This window comes from Aquaspirillum soli (assembly GCF_054781915.1).
Map to the genome: position 1 here is coordinate 1 of NZ_BAAGTM010000041.1, position 547 is coordinate 547.

A 547-nucleotide genomic window follows, 5' to 3' on the forward strand; every position below is an offset into this window, starting at 1 on the left:
AGGGTGTTGCTGAGTATATAACGGAACAAAATAATTACTGATGTTGTTTTCGAGGGTGAAACATGGTAATGGTGCCAACTTACTGATTTAGTGTATGATGGTGTTTTTGAGGTGCTCCCGTGGCTTCCATCTCCATCAGTTGTCCCTCCTGCTCAGCTACTGAAGGCGTGGTGCGTAACGGTAAAAGTACTGCCGGACATCAGCGCTATCTCTGCTCTCATTGCCGTAAAACATGGCAACTGCAGTTCACTTACACCGCTTCTCAACCCGGTACGCACCAGAAAATCATTGATATGGCCATGAATGGCGTTGGATGCCGGGCAACTGCCCGCATTATGGGCGTTGGCCTCAACACGATTTTCCGCCATTTAAAAAACTCAGGCCGCAGTCGGTAACCTCGCGCATACAACCGGGCAGTGACGTCATCGTCTGCGCGGAAATGGACGAACAGTGGGGCTACGTAGGTGCTAAATCACGTCAGCGCTGGCTGTTTTACGCGTATGACAGGCTCCGGAAGACGGTTGTGGCGCACGTCTTCGGTGAACGC

1 pseudogene is annotated in these 547 nt (G+C 51.4%); it reads left to right on the forward strand.

Annotation, left to right across the window (positions count from 1 at the left end):
• Positions 1-119: 119 nt before the first annotated feature.
• Positions 120-547, forward strand: a pseudogene (locus ACYVJG_RS12930) (IS1 family transposase); the annotation flags it as partial.